This window comes from Arthrobacter sp. PvP023 (assembly GCF_017832975.1).
GTDB lineage: Bacteria > Actinomycetota > Actinomycetes > Actinomycetales > Micrococcaceae > Arthrobacter.
Genome location: NZ_JAFIBI010000001.1, coordinates 4,385,280 through 4,398,900 on the forward strand (window position 1 = coordinate 4,385,280; position 13,621 = coordinate 4,398,900).

Genomic DNA, 13,621 nt, shown 5'->3' on the forward strand with positions numbered 1-13,621 from the left:
TGTCGATAAGTCTTCAACTTTTGCTTGACGATCGACAAAAGTAGTTCTAGCTTGATGTGTGAGCGGTGTCACTGAGACGCCGAAAAGTTTCAGATAATGCACACGCTCCAGCTACTACAAAGAGGTAAGCATCTTGTCGAGCCAAGAACAGGCATCACCGGCCCTCCTCGGCGTCGGCATTCTGGGCGCGGGGCCTGTTACCCAGGCAATCCATCTGCCCTCCCTGGCACGGTTGGGCAATATTCTCGAAGTCCGCCACATCATGGACGTCGACCCGGCCGTGGCGGAAGCCGTGGCCGGCAGGGTTGGCGCGAAGTTCAGCACCAGTATGGAAGAGCTCCTCGCGGACCCGGCAGTGGACATTGTGGCCATCTGCAGCCCGCACCAGTTCCACGCAGCCCAGGTCATCGCGGCCTGCCGTGCCGGCAAGAAGGCTGTGCTGTGCGAAAAGCCGTTCGCCATGAACGGCGAGGAGGCCGCCGCAATCTCCGCTGTGTCAGCCGAAACCGGCGTGCCCATCATCGTGGGCGCCATGCACACCTTCGATCCGGGATGGCTCGCGGCGGAGGAAGCCTGGGGCGACCTGCCGGAGCAGGTGCACACCGTCCGGTCCTCCATCGTCCTTCCGCCGAACCCGCGCTTCGAGGACTTCGCCACCGAGATCGTGGGCCGCGTTCCGGGGCCGGCCAGTGACCCGACCGACCCGGAGGTCATCATGGCCATGCTCACGGGCGGGGTGATGGGCCTGGCCATCCACGACCTTCCGCTGGTCCGCCGCTTCACCCCGGACTTCGCGGCAGTGGAGGTCCTGCATGCTCAAATCGTCCGACCTTTCGGTTACGTCATCTCCCTCCGGGCAGGAAACGTGACCATCGAACTCCGCGCCGCGATGAACGGGACCTGGGAACCGTGCTGGAAATTTGAGGCCATCGGCGACGACGCCGCCCTGGAAATCGACTTCACGCCGTCCTACGTCCACGCCGGTTCGGCAACCGCCCGGATCCGGACGGCCCGGCGTACCACCGTCCTGGGCCCTTTCGGCCATAACGGCTACGAGGGCGAGTGGCGCGAACTGGCCGAGCTGGCCGGCGGCGCAGGCCAGCCGCCGTCGGCCGAAACGCTGATCCATGACCTTGAGTTCGCGCTGGCGATCGCCGAAGCGGCCGCAGGCCAGGGGGTCAACGCATGACGACGCAGCTGTCCGTGTACGCGGATCCGCAGGCCGAGGCGGCAGGTGCAGTGTCCGCCGTCGTTGCTTCCCTTCCCCTCTCCTTTGGTTCCGCTGTGTCCGCGCCGGATGTCACCGCCATCGCCGGCCATGCCGGCTGGACCGACCGGGCATCCGCTGCGATCCGCAACGGAGCCAAAGGCGTTGTGGTGTCCGCGCCGGTGGCCGAAGACCCTGCCCGGCTCACCGCCGTCGCAGACGACGCCGGCGCAGTGGTGGTGCTTGACCTCCAGTGGGCCGGAAATTTGGCCGTCGACTCCACGAGTGAAAACGTGCATGGCGCCATCGCCGCGGCCCTTGAGGACGCCGTCCTGCTGGACTCGGTGGCCATCGCCGCTCCGGGCACGGATCCGCTGCACCTGCTGACGGATCAGTTGGCCGTCCTGGTGCAGTGCGGGATCGAGGTCCGCAAGGTGCGGATGGTCCAGCGCAACGGCAACGGCTACACGGTTTCAGGCGTCATCGCGGACGGCGTTCCCGTCGCCCTGCAGGGCATCCTCACCTCGGCGCTGCCGGCCACCGCAAGCCTCACGATTCTGACGTCAACCGGCCGTGCCGACGTCGTACTGCCCGACCCCGCAGCAGCCTGGCCGGCCGAAGTCCGTGCGGTAACCACAGAAGGAGCGACGACGCTCCCCACGCTGTACGAATCGTCCCACCGGACCAGCTGGTCGCGGGTCCACTCGCATATCTCTTCCGGGACTCCTGCCAACGACCTGGCGAAGTTCACCGCCGTTATGTCACTCCTCAGCCAACTCACCAGCTAGACAGCCCCACCGAACCACCAGCAGTTCCAGTTCCTCAAGTCAGTATCCACTCATTGTCGAGAAGGGCCCGGGCATTCAGTCACTCCGGGCCCTGAAAGGAAACAACCGTGTCTACCAAACCCTCCATCGCCTCTTCCGCCTTCTCCCGGCGGGGGTTCCTGGGCTTCGCAGCCGCCGCGGCCTCCGCTCCCCTTCTGGCCGCCTGCGGCGGCGGTTCCGCTTCGCAGGGCGGTGGCGGCGCGGGCGGTACGATCAAGTTCTGGGACATGCCGTGGGCCACCCCTGCCTACAACGACGCGGCCAAGAAGCTCGCAGAAGGGTTCTCCGGATCCGGCAGCAAAGCCAGCTACCAGATCATCCAGTGGAACAACTTCTACCAGACGTTCTCCTCGGCCATCGCGTCGAAGACCGGCCCCGCGGTGTCCACCGGCGGCGGCTTCCAGGCCTTCCAGTTCGAGCAGCAAGGCCAGATCGCGTACGCGGACAAGGTGATCGACAAGCTGAAGGAGAACGGCCAGTTCGATGACTTCCTTCCGGGCGTCCTCGACCCCTTCAAGTCCGACAAGGGCTATGTCGCTGTCCCGTGGCAGCTGGACATGCGCGTGTTCTGGTACCGCAAGTCGTTGTTCGAGAAGGCGGGGGTAGGACTTCCCACCGACTGGCCGTCCCTTCTGGAGGCCGGCAAGGCGCTGAAGAAGGTCGGAGCCTTCGGCTTCACCACCGGTGCAGGTGCTGGCAACAACTACGGCAACCACTCCATGATCATGATGATGGTCAACAATGGCGGCGGCGTCTGGAACAAGGACGGCGAACTGGACCTGATGAACGACCGCAACGTGGAAGCCATGGAATTCGTCCTTGAGCTGGTGTCCAACGGAATCGTCGATCCGGCCGCCGTCAGCTACACCACGGACAACATGTCCGCGCAGTGGAAAGACGGCAAGGCCGGGTACGGCCTGTTCCAGGTCAACGTCCCGCAGCGCGTGGGCGACACTTCCGGAGATTTGCTCGTTGCGGACCCCATCACCGGACCGCACGGCGACAAGGCCACCATCGTCTTCCCGAACAACATCATGATGTACACGAACACCCCGTCGCAGGAGGCATCCGAAGCGTTCCTGGTGTACTACCTGGGCCAGCTCAAGGAACTGTGGCGCCAGAAGCTGATGTCTGCCCTCCCGGTCTTCAAGTCGATTACGGAAATGCCCGAATTTGCCAATGACCCCAACAACGTCAAGATCGTCAAGGACTGGCAGCCGATCGCCAAGACCTTTGCTGCCCAGGGCAAAACCCTGAACGCGAACCTCGCGGCTCTGGACGGCGGCCAGGCCCTTAACCAGTTCAGCCAGACGATCCTGACCGGCAAGGCGGACGCCAAGACTGCCCTGCAGACCTTCCAGTCCGGCCTCGAATCGGTCCTGAAGAAGTAAACGGACCTTTCCATGGCACTGACTACAGCCCAATCCGGCCTCAGCCGGGCCCGCCGGGGAGTTGCCCCCGGCGGGGCCGGCGGCCCCGCCAACCGCAAGAGCAAGCTAAGCGCGCAGACCAGCCGGACTTTCTTCTGGCTCCTGCTGCCCTCAGTTGTCCTGCTCGTCCTAATCCACGGCTATCCCCTCATTCACGCCGGTGTGCAAGCCACGCACGACGGTTCCCTGATCCAGACCGGCAACTTCGTCGGCGGAGAGAACTTTGCCACCGTCCTGTCCTCACCCGCGTTCTGGAAAGCGGCACAGTTCACCCTGATGTTCACCATCGTGGGCGTGTTCGGCTCGTGGCTCGTCGGCCTGGGACTCGCCCTGCTGCTCCGCACCAAGATTCCCGCGGGCGGGACCTTCAAAGTCCTGCTGCTCCTGCCCTGGGTCGTCCCGATCGTGGTCTCCTCCACCGCGTGGAACTGGCTGGTGGCCACCCCGGACAGCCTGATCCCGTCCCTGTTCCGGAACCTCGGCCTGGGAACGCCGCTGTTCCTCGCCGACCCGAACCTCGCTGCCATAACCGTGATGGTCTTCAAAGTCTGGGTCAGCTTCCCGTTCATGATGATGATGATTTCCGCTGCCCTGGCCTCCGTCGACACCACCGTCTACGAAGCCGCCAGCATGGACGGCGCCACCCGCTGGCAGCAGTTCAGCCAGATCACCCTCCCGCTGATCGCCCGCTCCACCTACATCAGCTGGATCCTGATGACCATCTTCTGCGTCAACGACTTCCCCACCATCTACCTGCTCACCGGCGGCGGGCCGGTCAGCGCCACCACCTCCCTGGTGGTCCTTGCCTACCGCACGGTCTTCCAGGACTTCGCCACCGGGCCCGGCGTGGCCATCGCCTTCCTGATGACCATGACCCTGGTGGTCATCTCCGTCCTCCTGTACCGCCAGATCCGAAAGTCGAGCGTCGAATAATGAGCGCAGCAGTCCACGCCCATCCCGAGTCCGGCCCGGTCCTCGGCGTCGCCGGCCCGGCCAAAAACCTACGCGTCCTCTCCGAAGCCGGCCACCGCGGCCAGTGGTGGAGGTTTGTCGCGATCCTGGCCATCACCGCAATCGTCCTCGTCCCCATCATGGTCACCGTGGTGCTCGCCTTCACCCCGGGACCGACCAGCACCGCCACGGGCCTGACCTTCGAAAACCTCGCCAACGTGTTCTCCGGAACCCTGGCCGCCACCTGGCTGCAGAACAGCCTCATCACCACCCTCTCCACCGTGCTGGTCTCCGTGGCCGTCGCCGCCCCCGCCGGCTACGTCCTCTCCCGCGGCCGCAGCAAGGCCGTCTCCGGATACTCCCTGCTGCTGTTCGTCATGCAGTCCCTGCCCATCATCACCTCAGTGGTCCCCCTGTTCATCCTCTTCGCCGGCATGGGACTGGTAGACAACCTGCTGGGCATCACCATCATCTACGTCGGCTCCACCATGACCGTAGCCACCTGGATGATGGCCGCCTACTTCGACTCCATCCCCATCAGCCTCGAGGAAGCCTCCTGGATCGACGGCTGCTCAGTGTTCGGATCCTTCACCAAAGTAGTGCTCCGCAACAGCCTCCCCGGAATCCTCTCCACAGCGATCTTCGCCTTCCTGCTGGCCTGGAACGACTACCTCGTGGCCATCGTCTTCCTGCGCTCCAACGAGATCTTCACCCTCCCCATGGGTGTCCAGTCCTTCTTCCAGCAAAACGCCACGGACTGGACCTCCGTCATGGCCCTCGCCGTGGTCATGATGCTCCCGCCCGTCATCGTCTTCGCCACCCTGAACAAATACTTCAGCGTCGGCGGCATCGGCGGATCCCTCGCCGGCCGCTAACCAGCGCCGCACCCCTCTTTTAGAACAACCGCAAAGGAACGAAATGTCTTATTCACTCCAGCTCTATACCCTGCGCAATGCCATCCAGGAGGACCTGCCCGGCACCATCCGGAAGGTAGCTGAGATCGGCTTCACCCAGGTTGAGCCCTACAACTTTGTGGCCACGGCCAAGGAGCTCGGCGCCGCCCTGAAGGAGAACGGCCTCACCGCACCGTCCGGCCATGCTCCCCTGCTCAGCCAGGACCAGGACGAGATCTTTGCCGCAGCCAAGGAACTGGGCATCAGCACCGTCATCGACCCGTTCCTGCCGGCCGAGCACTGGCAGAAGGCAGAGGACATCCAGGCCACCGCCGAGAAACTCAACGCGGCAGCGAAGAAGGGCGCCGAATACGGCATCCGCGTCGGATACCACAACCACGCCTGGGAACTGGAGTCCGGCATCGAGGGCCGCACGGCGCTCGAATACTTCGCCGACCTCCTCGACCCCGAACTGGTCCTGGAAGTGGACACCTACTGGGTTGCCGTCGGCGGCCAGGACCCCGTGGACATCCTGACAAAACTCGGGGATCGGGTGAAGTTCATCCACATCAAGGACGGCCCGCTCAACACCGACACCAAGGCGCAGCAGCCCGCCGGCCAAGGCAAGATCGCGGTCTGGGATGTCATCGGCGCCGCCAAGTACCTGGAAGTGGGCGTGGTGGAGTTTGACGACTACTCCGGAGACATCTTCGACGGCATCGCCCAGAGCCTGGCGTTCCTGAACACCGAGACAAGCGAAGGAGCGCGGGCATGAGCACCTCCACGAAGAGAGGCCCGGTGGGCGTCGCCGTCATCGGCGCCGGCAACATCAGCAAGCAGTACCTGGACAACCTGACGGTGTTCCCGGACCTGAAGGTCCACGTCATCGCCGACCTGTTCGAGGACGCCGCGGCCGCCCGGGCAAAGGAATACGGAATCGCCGAGTCCGGCGGGGTGGAAGCCGCCCTGAACCATCCCGACGTCGAAATCATCGTCAACCTGACCATCCCGGCCGCGCACGTGGAGGTAGCCACCGCGGCCGTCAACGCCGGCAAGCACGTCTGGACCGAGAAGCCGTTCTCGCTGGACCGCGAATCCGGGCTGGGGCTGCTCAAGGCCGCCGACGCCGCGGGGCTGCGGCTCGGCTGCGCCCCGGACACGTTCCTCGGCGCGGGGCTGCAGACCGCCCGGCGGATCATCGAACGCGGCGACATCGGCACCCCGCTGACCGCCATGACCACGTTCCAGACCCCCGGCCCGGAGTCCTGGCACCCGAACCCGGCGTTCCTCTTCCAGTACGGCGCCGGTCCCCTGTTCGACATGGGCCCGTATTACCTCACCGCGCTGGTCCAGACCTTCGGGTCCGTCCGCAAGGTGGCGGCGATCGGTTCCAAGTCCAAGGAAGTCCGGGTCATCGGTTCCGGCCCCAAACTGGGCGAGGTATTCACGGTCGAGGTCCCCACCCATGTGTCCGCGATGGCCCAGTTCGAGGGCGGCCAGTCCTCGCACAGCGTCTTCTCCTTCGAGTCGCCGCGGCAGCGGATGGGCTTCGTGGAGATCACCGGCACGGAAGCCACCATCTCCCTCCCGGATCCCAACTATTTCGACGGCGACGTGCGGCTCTGGCGCGCCGGGGATGAAGAGTGGACCGTCATTCCCGCCACCGGCCCGTCCAACGGCCGCGGCATGGGTGTGCTGGACATGGCCCGGTCCATCCGGGCCGGGGTTCCGCACCGCGCCACCGGCAACCTCGCCTACCACGTGCTGGACACCATGGTCTCGATTTCCGAATCCGTGGAATCCGGCACGTTTGTCAACGTCGAAAGCTCCGCGCCCGCGTCCCCGGCCCTCCCCGAGGACTGGAACCCCACCGCTTCCACTCTCTAGGAATCACGCAATGAACTCCCCCGAAAGCACGGACGGCACCAACCCGGACAACCCGCCGCTGGGTGTCGCGATGATCGGCTACGCGTTCATGGGCAAGGCCCACTCGAACGCCTGGCGCAACGTGGCCTCCTACTTCGACGTCCCGGCCTTCGAGCAAAAAGTGCTCGTGGGCCGGGACGCCGGGCAGGTCGCGGCGGCCGCGCAGAAGTACGGCTGGGCCGAGTCCGCGACGGACTGGCGCTCGGTCCTTGACCGGGACGACATCCACATCGTGGATATCTGCGCGCCGGGCTGGATGCATGCCGAGATTGCCATCGCGGCACTCGAGGCCGGCAAGCACGTCCTGGTCGAGAAGCCGCTGGCCAACACCCTCGCCGAAGCCGAAACCATGGCGGACGCTGCCCGGTCCGCCCGGGATCGCGGCGTGCAGTCGATGATCGGTTTCAACTACCGGCGGGTCCCGGCCCTGGCCCTCGCGAAGGAACTCATCACCGAAGGCCGGCTCGGGACGGTCCGGCACGTCCGCGCCGCCTACCTGCAGGACTGGCTGGTGGACGCCGACTCCCCCATGACGTGGCGGCTGAACAAGGAAACCGCCGGGTCCGGGGCGCTGGGCGACATCGCCTCACACGCGATTGACCAGGTCATGTTCCTGCTCGGCGGCACGGTCACCGAGGTGTCCGGCCGGCTGCACACCTTCGTTTCCCACCGCCCCGGAGCGGGCGGGCCGGAAGAGGTAACGGTCGACGACGCCGCCTGGGCCACGCTGACCCTGGACACCGGGACCATCGCCTCGGTGGAGGTCTCCCGCATGGCCACCGGGCAAAAGAACTCGCTCAAACTGGAGATCTACGGGGACAAGGGCTCCCTGCTCTTCGACCTTGAAGCCATCAACGAACTAGGCTTCCTGGACGCCACCGTCCCCGTCCGGGAGCAGGGGTTCCGGCGCATCCTGGTCAATGAACCTGAGCACCCGTACATGGCCGCCTGGTGGCCGCAAGGCCACGTGATCGGCTGGGAACACACTTTCACCCACGAGATCCGGGACTTCCTGGCCGCAATCGACGGCGGCACCCCGCCGTCGCCGTCGTTCGAGGACGGACTGGCCGTCCAGCGCGTGCTGGCCGCCATCGAAGAATCCGCCAACGCCAAATCCTCCATCATCCAGCTCGCCACTTCCCCTGTCCCCGTTACCGAAGGAGCCTGACATGCCCCGCCCGTACACCCTGTTCACCGGCCAGTGGGCCGACCTCCCTTTCGAGGAAGTCGCCCGCCTGGCCTCCGGCTGGGGCTACGACGGCCTCGAAATCGCCGTCTCCGGGGACCACCTCGACGCCTGGCGCTGGGACGAACCCGGCTACGTCGAGTCCAAGCTCGCCGTCCTGGAGAAGTACAACCTGAAGGTCTGGGCCATCTCCAACCACCTCAAGGGCCAGGCCGTCTGCGATGACCCCATCGACTTCCGCCACGAAGCGATCGTCGGATCCAAGGTCTGGGGCGACGGCGACCCCGAAGGCGTCCGCACCCGCGCCGCCGAAGAAATGAAACACACCGCCCGGCTCGCCAAAGCCCTCGGTGTGGACACCGTCGTCGGATTCACCGGCTCCTCCATCTGGCAGTACGTCGCGATGTTCCCGCCCGTCCCCGAAAAGGTCATCGAGGCCGGCTACCAGGACTTCGCGGACAGGTGGAACCCCATCCTGGACGTCTTCGACGAATGCGGCGTCCGCTTCGCCCACGAAGTCCACCCCTCCGAGATCGCCTACGACTACTGGACCACCGTCCGCACCCTCGAAGCGATCGGCCACCGGCCCGCGTTCGGGCTGAACTGGGATCCGTCCCACTTCATGTGGCAGGGCATCGATCCCGTCTCCTTCATCTGGGACTTCAAGGACCGGATCTACCACGTGGACTGCAAGGACACCAAGCTCCGCCCCACCGGCCGGAACACCGTCATGGGCTCCCACCTGCCCTGGGGCGACCCGCGCCGGGGCTGGGACTTCGTCTCCGCAGGCCGCGGCGATGTGCCCTGGGAATCGTCCTTCCGGGCCCTCACCGCGATCGGCTACAACGGCCCCATCTCCGTCGAATGGGAAGACGCCGGCATGGACCGCCTCCACGGCGCCCCCGAAGCCCTCGCCGCCCTGAAGAAATTCGACTTCCCGCCGTCGAACACCTCCTTCGACGCCGCCTTCAGCAGCAAGGACTGACCCACCCCGAGGAGTTTTTGTCCAGATAACGCGAGCAAAAGTGCCTTTTGGGGACGTTATCTGGACAAAAACTCCAAGGAACAGCAAAGGAATCGACAGATGCACAAGCCACTGAACAGCGCTGACGGCAAGAACGGTTTCGTCCGCTGTTCGACGGCGCGAGCCTGGCCGGAGCTCTGAGCATGCTGCGAACCTTCCGGCCCGGCCAGCGCTGCGAGGTCTGGATTGCGTCCGTCACCGGCGAGCGCGAGCTGGTGTTCACATCCAACGATGTACTCCTGGAAGCGCCCAACTGGACCCTCGACGGCCGTTTACTGGTCCTCAACGGGGACGGTGCACTGTGGCGGTTCGACCTGGGCAGCCGGACACTCAGCCAAGTCCCGCTCATCGGCATCCCGGACCTCAACAACGATCACGTCCTTGCCCCGGACGGAAACAACATCTTCCTCTCGGCCAACGACGGCCACATCTATCGTGCCGCTCTTTCCGGAGGCCGGGCCACCCGCCTCACCGAGGACGACGGCTCCTTCCACTTCCTCCACGGCGTCAGCCCGGACGGTAAGGAGCTGGCCTACGTCGGCATCCAGTCAGGCGACTTTACGCAGCCCGGCCGGCTCATGACAATACCGTCCGACGGCGGCACAACCGCCGCGGTTGATGTCGGCCCCGGCCACTGCGACGGTCCCGAATATTCGCCGGACGGACAGTGGCTGTACCTCAACACGGAGTCCTTCACGTCGCGTCCCGGCCATGCCCAGCTTGCCCGGGTGCAGGTTGACGGGACCGGGTTCGAACGGCTCCTCGAGTCCGCCACCGTCGACTGGTTCCCGCACCTCTCCCCCGATGGAGAGCTGGCGAGCTACATCCGTTTCCCCGGCGGGACCGAAGGCCATCCCGCGGACCTGCCGGTCGACGTCGTGCTGGTCTCCACCGGCGACTGGACCGCACCGCTGCAGACGTGGCCGCTGTTCGGCGGCCAGGGAACGCTGAACGTCAACAGTTGGTCGCCGGACTCCGCCCGTTTCGCGTACGTCGCGTACCCCGTCAGCTGACGGCGGCCGGGGAACTAGAGTTTTGGGCATGACGCACACCATCCGCAAAGCGACAGCGGACGACGCCGGGCAGCTGGCCGCGCTCGCCGCTGTCACCTTCCCGCTGGCCTGCCCGCCGGAATCCTCCCCGGACGATATCGCCGCGCACCTGGCGAACACCCTTAGCGAGGCAAAGTTCCACGGCTACCTGGCCGACCCGGACATTACGGTCCTCGTAATCGATTCCGGCGGCGACCTCCGCGGCTACAGCATGCTCGTGGACCGTCCGGCCGGCGACCGGGACGTTGCGGCCGCACTGACCATCCTGCCGTCGGCCGAGCTCAGCAAATGCTACGTCCACCCGGACCACCACGGGCTGGGTGCCGCAGCAGAGCTGATGTACGCCAGCTTGGACGCGGCCGCAGCTTCAGGTGCCCGCGGGATGTGGCTGGGGGTCAACAGCCAGAACGCCAAAGCCATCCGTTTCTACGAGAAGTCAGGTTTCCGGAAAGTCGGCACCAAGTCGTTCACCCTGGGAACCACGGTGGAACACGACTTCGTCATGGAGAGGGCAGTCCCCCGCTCCGAAACGCGAACGGACAGTTGAGGCCCCGCCCGCCACAGGGTGAGCCACATGACATGCCGCAAGGGGAATGGAACCGGCGGGAGCAGGGTTGTTGCCAGCATGAAGATTGAGATCTGGTCCGACGTCGCCTGCCCCTGGTGCTACATCGGCAAGCGCCGTTTCGAAGCAGCCCTGGCCGAATTCCCGCACCGCGATTCCGTGGAGGTGCAGTGGCGCAGCTACCAGCTCGATCCCGGCCTGCCCGAGCACTACGACGGCACGGAACTGGACTACCTCAGCACCCGCAAGGGCATGGCCCCGGCGCAGGTCTCACAGATGTTCGAACATGTGGCGGAGCAGGCCAGGGGCGAAGGGCTCAACTACCGGTTCGACACCGTAGTGGTCGCCAACAGCTTCACGGCACACCGGCTGATCCACCTGGCCGCCGCGCACGGCAAGCAGGACGCCGCCAAGGAGCGCCTCCTCAGCGATCACTTTGAGCACGGCAAGGATATCGGCAGCCGGGAGTACCTCACCTCCTTGGGCCAGGATCTGGGAATCGACGCCGGGGAGCTGGCTGAGCTGTTCACCACGGACAAGTACGCCGAGGACGTCCGGTTCGACTTCGAAGAAGGCCGCGCCCTCGGCATCAGCGGCGTGCCGTTCTTCGTGATCGACCGGAAGTTCGGGCTCTCCGGCGCCCAGCCGTCGGCGATGTTCAGCCAGGCGCTCAACCAGGCGTGGCAGGAGAAACAGCCCCTCGTCATGGCCGGCACCGGCGCCCCGGGCAGCGAGGGAAGCGAAGGCACCGCGGGAGCGTGCGGCCCGGACGGCTGCTCGGTCTGACGCGCCCCTGGGTAACCCCGGGTTTTTGTCCAGATAATGTGGCCAACCCACGTCTGGCTCGCGTTATCTGGACAAAAACTCGAATAGGTTTGCTGACAGATCACTGTAAAGTGTCTGTATGCCTAGGATTTCGGCCGCCACGAATGCTGCCCAACGAGCCGAGACCCAACGCCGCATCCTGACCGGCTTCGGCGAACTCCTCTTCACCCACGGCCTGCCCGGGCTGACAATGACGGATGTCGCCCGCCATGCCGGCATCGGCCGCACCGCCGTGTACAACTACTACGCGGACATCGAAGAGCTGCTGATCGCCTACGCGCTGGATGAAACCGAGCGCTTCCTCGACGGTCTGCGGGAGTCCCTGCAGTCATTGGAGAACCCGGTGGAACGCCTGGCGCTCTACGTCCGCGCGCAGGTGGAGGACCTCAGCCGCCGCCACCTGCCGCCGGGTCCGGCCATGGCCGCCGTGCTCTCGCCGTCGTCCTTTTCCAAGCTCGCGGACCACGTGGGCGAACTGAGCCTCCTCCTGCAGGACATCCTGCGCGATGCGATGGCAGAGGGCTACCTGCCCCCGGCTGACATTGCGCAATTGGCCCAGCTCATCCATGGCACGCTGTCCTCCAGTGCCGCGCGCGGCGACGGCACACCCGAAGCGGTGCTCCGCACCGTCCGTTTCATCCAGCTGGGCGCGGGCGCACGGTTTGACGACGACGGCCGTCCTGTCAGGCTCAGCCAGCCGTAGGCGGCCCATCCGGATCCAGCCACCAGGCCGCGGCCCGGCTCAGCCTGCTTTGGGGATCACCGGCCACTTGGCGCTGTCCACGATCCGGCGGCTCTCGCGGGGGCAGCTGAGCTGGCCGGGCGTCTGGTCCACGAGGCCCGGAGCGACTAATTCCTTGAATTCACTGGTCAGGATCACATCCACGCTGCCGTCCGAACGGCCGTCCTGGAAGTAGTCCGATTTGGGAAGGTTCCGCTGGACACTGAAAGCGGCCGACTGGCCCGCCGCCCCGGACACCACCGCGGCCACGCCCCTGTAACCGGACTGGGTGTTGTCCACGGCGGCCACCGCGAATTTCCTGGCCAGGAACTCGTCGGCCACGGAACGGGCCAGGCCCGGCCGGTTGGTGGCGTTGTAGACGTTGAGGCTGACCTTCTCGTTCGGGGTGTAATCGAACGTGGTTGTGGGACACGCGGAAGCGGCAGACTGGCTACGCTCCGCCGTCGGGATCTTGATCTGTCCGTTCATGATGGCCAGCGCCACGATGATCGCGGAGATGATCAGCCCCAACAGCAGAACCAGCACCACGCCGTGCAGGATTCGCCGGCGCAGCCGGACGGGGTCTTCCGCGGTGTCGTCCGGCTCCACGAACGTGGCCCTGAGCTCCGATCCGGAGACGACGCGGTGCCCGTGCAGGACCGTGATGTCCTTGGGTTTCCTAGCCATCTATCACCAGCACACGGGCGTGGATGGCGGTGCGCTGATGCAGTGCGGTCCGGACGGCACGGTGCAGCCCGTCCTCGAGGTACAGGGTTCCGCGGTACTGCACCACGTGGGGAAAGAGGTCGCCGAAGAACGTGGAGTCCTCCGCCAGGAGAGCCTCGAGGTCGAGGGTGCGCTTGGTGGTCACGAGCTCGTCGAGCCGGACGGGACGCGGCGGAAGGGCAGCCCATTCCTTCGGGGTGTTGTAACCATGGTCGGGGTAAGGGCGTCCCTCGCCCACAGCTTTGAATATCACCCTGCAAGCCTAAGGATGTTGCCCGCCCAAGGGAA

At 65.6% G+C, this 13,621-nt stretch carries 15 protein-coding genes; 13 read left to right on the top strand and 2 right to left on the bottom strand.

Features of this window, described 5'->3' with window-relative positions; all coding sequences use genetic code 11:
* Positions 1-133 precede the first annotated feature (133 nt).
* From JOE31_RS19865 to JOE31_RS19925, 13 genes are all read left to right on the top strand, one after another.
* Positions 134-1,189, top strand: coding sequence for a Gfo/Idh/MocA family protein (locus JOE31_RS19865; protein ID WP_209747520.1), 1,056 nt, complete (start codon positions 134-136; stop codon positions 1,187-1,189).
* Positions 1,186-1,995, top strand: a complete 810-nt coding sequence (locus JOE31_RS19870) for a hypothetical protein (RefSeq protein WP_209747522.1) — start codon at positions 1,186-1,188, stop codon at positions 1,993-1,995. The genes JOE31_RS19865 and JOE31_RS19870 overlap by 4 nt, the downstream gene beginning before the upstream one ends.
* 107 nt (positions 1,996-2,102) lie before the next feature.
* Positions 2,103-3,425 (top strand): extracellular solute-binding protein, encoded by a 1,323-nt coding sequence (locus JOE31_RS19875; RefSeq protein ID WP_209747523.1) that lies wholly within the window; start codon positions 2,103-2,105, stop codon positions 3,423-3,425.
* Between the two features lie 12 nt (positions 3,426-3,437).
* Positions 3,438-4,397 carry a carbohydrate ABC transporter permease gene (locus JOE31_RS19880; protein ID WP_209747525.1) on the top strand — a complete coding sequence of 320 codons (960 nt, stop codon included), beginning with the start codon at positions 3,438-3,440 and terminating at the stop codon, positions 4,395-4,397.
* Complete coding sequence (locus tag JOE31_RS19885) at positions 4,397-5,290, top strand: carbohydrate ABC transporter permease (RefSeq protein WP_209747526.1); 894 nt, start codon at positions 4,397-4,399, stop codon at positions 5,288-5,290. The genes JOE31_RS19880 and JOE31_RS19885 overlap by 1 nt, the downstream gene beginning before the upstream one ends.
* Positions 5,291-5,333: 43 nt before the next feature.
* A complete protein-coding gene (locus JOE31_RS19890; RefSeq protein ID WP_209747528.1) occupies positions 5,334-6,083 on the top strand; it encodes a sugar phosphate isomerase/epimerase in 750 nt (249 codons plus the stop codon).
* Positions 6,080-7,195 carry a Gfo/Idh/MocA family protein gene (locus tag JOE31_RS19895; RefSeq protein WP_209747530.1) on the top strand — a complete coding sequence of 372 codons (1,116 nt, stop codon included), beginning with the start codon at positions 6,080-6,082 and terminating at the stop codon, positions 7,193-7,195. The genes JOE31_RS19890 and JOE31_RS19895 overlap by 4 nt, the downstream gene beginning before the upstream one ends.
* 10 nt (positions 7,196-7,205) lie before the next feature.
* Entirely contained in the window at positions 7,206-8,402 is a 1,197-nt protein-coding gene (locus tag JOE31_RS19900; protein WP_209747532.1) for a Gfo/Idh/MocA family protein, read from the top strand.
* Position 8,403: 1 nt separating this feature from the next.
* Entirely contained in the window at positions 8,404-9,405 is a 1,002-nt protein-coding gene (locus tag JOE31_RS19905; RefSeq protein ID WP_209747534.1) for a sugar phosphate isomerase/epimerase, read from the top strand.
* 182 nt (positions 9,406-9,587) lie between these two features.
* Entirely contained in the window at positions 9,588-10,457 is an 870-nt protein-coding gene (locus tag JOE31_RS19910; RefSeq protein ID WP_209747536.1) for a biopolymer transporter Tol, read from the top strand.
* 28 nt (positions 10,458-10,485) lie between these two features.
* Complete coding sequence (locus JOE31_RS19915; protein WP_209747538.1) at positions 10,486-11,043, top strand: GNAT family N-acetyltransferase; 558 nt, start codon at positions 10,486-10,488, stop codon at positions 11,041-11,043.
* Positions 11,044-11,121: 78 nt separating this feature from the next.
* Positions 11,122-11,847 (top strand): DsbA family oxidoreductase, encoded by a 726-nt coding sequence (locus JOE31_RS19920; protein ID WP_209747540.1) that lies wholly within the window; start codon positions 11,122-11,124, stop codon positions 11,845-11,847.
* Positions 11,848-11,965: 118 nt separating this feature from the next.
* Entirely contained in the window at positions 11,966-12,589 is a 624-nt protein-coding gene (locus JOE31_RS19925; protein ID WP_209747542.1) for a TetR/AcrR family transcriptional regulator, read from the top strand.
* A gap of 39 nt (positions 12,590-12,628) precedes the next feature.
* On the opposite strand, the gene JOE31_RS19930 is transcribed toward JOE31_RS19925, so the two are convergent.
* Positions 12,629-13,294, bottom strand: a complete 666-nt coding sequence (locus JOE31_RS19930; RefSeq protein WP_209747544.1) for a LytR C-terminal domain-containing protein — start codon at positions 13,292-13,294, stop codon at positions 12,629-12,631.
* The gene (locus JOE31_RS19935; RefSeq protein WP_028272925.1) at positions 13,287-13,586 is read right to left on the bottom strand and encodes a type II toxin-antitoxin system VapB family antitoxin; all 300 of its coding nucleotides are present in this window, start codon (positions 13,584-13,586) and stop codon (positions 13,287-13,289) included. Before JOE31_RS19935 ends, JOE31_RS19930 begins: the two co-directional genes overlap by 8 nt.
* Positions 13,587-13,621 lie beyond the last annotated feature (35 nt).